General features: G+C 36.9%; 6 protein-coding genes. 2 read left to right on the top strand and 4 right to left on the bottom strand.

What is annotated here, in order from left to right; translation table 11 throughout:
* A partial coding sequence (locus tag ACYVTD_RS11105) for a hypothetical protein (RefSeq protein WP_461247836.1) occupies positions 1-218 on the top strand: 218 nt, incomplete at its 5' end.
* A 110-nt stretch (positions 219-328) separates the two neighbouring features.
* A complete protein-coding gene (locus ACYVTD_RS11100) occupies positions 329-826 on the top strand; it encodes a hypothetical protein (RefSeq protein WP_461247835.1) in 498 nt (165 codons plus the stop codon).
* Between the two features lie 240 nt (positions 827-1,066).
* On the opposite strand, the gene ACYVTD_RS11095 is transcribed toward ACYVTD_RS11100, so the two are convergent.
* From ACYVTD_RS11095 to ACYVTD_RS11080, 4 genes are all read right to left on the bottom strand, one after another.
* Entirely contained in the window at positions 1,067-1,300 is a 234-nt protein-coding gene (locus ACYVTD_RS11095) for a type II toxin-antitoxin system MqsA family antitoxin (RefSeq protein WP_461247834.1), read from the bottom strand.
* A complete protein-coding gene (locus ACYVTD_RS11090; protein ID WP_461247833.1) occupies positions 1,297-1,602 on the bottom strand; it encodes a DUF4258 domain-containing protein in 306 nt (101 codons plus the stop codon). The genes ACYVTD_RS11095 and ACYVTD_RS11090 overlap by 4 nt, the downstream gene beginning before the upstream one ends.
* Positions 1,603-1,644: 42 nt before the next feature.
* Positions 1,645-2,058, bottom strand: coding sequence for a PaaI family thioesterase (locus tag ACYVTD_RS11085; RefSeq protein ID WP_461247832.1), 414 nt, complete (start codon positions 2,056-2,058; stop codon positions 1,645-1,647).
* Positions 2,059-2,172: 114 nt separating this feature from the next.
* On the bottom strand, positions 2,173-2,997 hold an 825-nt coding region (locus tag ACYVTD_RS11080; protein ID WP_461247831.1), incomplete at its 5' end, for a TRM11 family SAM-dependent methyltransferase.

Genomic DNA, 2,997 nt, shown 5'->3' with positions numbered 1-2,997 from the left:
GAAATGGACATACTACAAAATTGGATGAAAAAGATAAACTTCATAAGTCGGATTACTTTTGTGATAAAAAAATTTCAAAGGATTTCAAATATTTTCTGGAACTTAATGAATTATGTGAAACTAATTATACATTTCAAGAAATAATTAAAACAAAATGGGTTACAGAATCAGTTATTAACCTTGAAATGTTAAATAAAGATAAAGTATTTACCGGATAATACTTGACAAAAAAAGCCCTTTTATGTATATATTATAAAATACCATCGTGCGGTGTAAAACACATAAGTCCAGTTGGTAAATTTTTTATTTTACCATATGGAGGACGAAAATGGATTTTCACATGAAATTACCCCGCAACGAAAGGGAATTTTTACTTTTTATGGCTGTAATATCAGTCATATCTGTTAATATAATTGCCCCACTCATAACTTGTTTTGAACTTGGTTTTCATTGGTATGTTTGGCTAGATGTATTAAAAGTTATTCCCTTTATTTGGATATGTGTTGTCATACTTGTCTTGGTTACATTTAAGCCAGCGGAATGGCTCACATATAAAATTATAAAAAAAGAAGACAGTTTTAATGCACATATAGTTGTAAACATTCTTTGCAGCGTGCTCATAATGTCTGTATTTTTAACTGTAATTGGAACATGGATTGGAAGTCGCCATGTTTCGTTAGAGCCTATTATATTATTTTTTCATAAATGGCCACGAAATTTTGGTATTTCATTTGCAGTTGAAGCACTTTTAGCTCAACCTATAGCCAGATTAGTGATGTTGCATTTTCATAAAATTGTAGATGCAAAGACTTCAGAAAAAAAATGATCTGGAAAAATAAATATATTTAATAAAAATGGAGTACGCCCCTACTGCACATAACATGTCATAAAAGTACGCAGGATCCCAATGGTAACTGATACCTTAATTCGCAAAAACATACTTGAGAGGTGGCAGGGAAAAAAATAACTCGACGATAAGTCGAGGCGTTTTTTTCGGACAGTACCCAAAGTAAAATTATTAGGCATATATCTTGCCATTTATACTAATCACTACATAATCCTATACCTATGCAACCGATTTCTCAAAATTGATTACTGAAACTTCAGCCCCTGTCGAAGACGCAAATCGATCAATCATTTTTTCAAGTTGTGAGGCAATTGTCCCGTTGTACCATGTGTTACCACATTCTGTACAAACATGAGCCGGAACATGACGAATAACAATAACCCCCTGATCAATATCTTCAGTATAAGTTACATTTGTTTCTTTCATTTCCGCCTTGCAAATACCGCATTTCATTGTTTGTTCTCCTTTCGCTTTCTACCGCCGTCTTCCCACTGTTCCTGTGAAGGTCGGTAAGCGGTAATAAAATACAAATGCCCTTCACCGACACTGCAAACTATATGGATATTTTCCGCATTGATCAAACAACTTGGAAAAGGATAGTCGGTAGGGTATTGTTCAATTATTTCCCCTTTTGATATAGCGTATTTGATGTCCTCAAGTCGTATATGACGCTGCCTCATTCTGGTTAATAGATGTTCGGTTAAGACAATAGACTCATCGTTACAACAAGCCCTGACATCTTCAATACGCACCATGATTAATTATAATAGGGTTACTTTTTTCTGTCTAGTCTACCCCTAATTCCGCTTAAAAGCATTAGCAAGCATTTCCGCAATTTCTACACCCAAGTCGTCCATAATGCTAATTCGGTAAACGGATATACTGCGACCTTTGGAAAGACAAGTTGAAACAGCCGTCAATCTAGTGCCTTTAGTAGGTTTCAAAAAAGAAATACTGCATGATTGCCCTACGGTTATTTTGGTTTCCTCGCCGCATACCATGTCCAGATTGCAATGAACGGCAAATGCTAAATCCGCAAGAGTAAAGATTGCTCCGCCTTGCACGCCTCCGCCGGCATTTTTGTGCCTCTCGGACAATTCCATTCCGCATACTACACAATCCTCGTCAACCTTATCAATAACAATACCATTTTCAGTGGCAAAGCGGTCATTCTTAAAATAATTCCTTACTTTTTCCAAATCAATATTCATAGTAAAGCCTCCTTTTATTATTAGTAAGTCAAATATACAAATAATCAAATATATGCTCAATATACATGGTACTGTTTTTTGCAATCTAATGAGCAGTTAAAATGTATGCCCCACCTACCGCCGAAACAAATAAATCCCAGCCTTCCTACCCGAAAGCAACACTGGCACGCTGTTTTCCAACTTTAAGCAATCGGGAACCGTCCTTAAAAAATCATCGTCATTTGCGTATAACACAACCGCTCTACCGCCGTCTTTCAGTAATTTGCTAAAAACTTCAAACATTTTTTTAATAAAAGAGTTGTCTTTAATTTCCTTGTACTCTCCCCACGGCGGGTCTGTAACAATAGCGTCAACGCTTTTTTCGGCGACATGGGAAGGCAGAGCGGAAAAATCGCTCTCGTAAAAAATAAAGTCGTCTTTTTTGCGTTTGTTAAATCTTGATTTTGTGAATAAGGCGGCTTCTCTGTTGTTATCGCAGGCGATAAATTTGGTTATATGAAAATGTTTTAACGCAGCATCGGGAATAGAGCCGTAACCGCAAAAAGGGTCAAGGACAATTTCGCCGTGGGCAAGATTAGCAAGACGGCATAGCGTCCATGCAAGCGGCGGCGGCAATTCACCCTTGTGGAGCGTTTTTTCCCAAGACGGACGCAGGGTAAGGCGTTTCATAAAGACCGAAAAATTATTTTGGGTTTTTTCGGTTCTGAACAAAAACCAGAATTCGGTATCGGGAAGGCTTCGATTCACTTTTAATTTTGAAACATTAGAAATATAAGCTTCAGCGTCTGTTCTGGTTTTTTCATCAATCGCCGCAGGGATATTTTCGGCGGAGGCTACAATTCTAAAAGTATGAAATTTTTTGTTATTGTTACAAATAACCTCACAGGTTTCATTATCTTTTACAGCAGCCTTTATGTGTTTTTCAAGAGCGGGCTTTGG

The organism is Treponema sp. R6D11, from assembly GCF_054786075.1.
The sequence above is the reverse complement of the archived record's forward strand: the minus strand, read 5'-3'. Positions and strand labels throughout refer to the sequence as shown.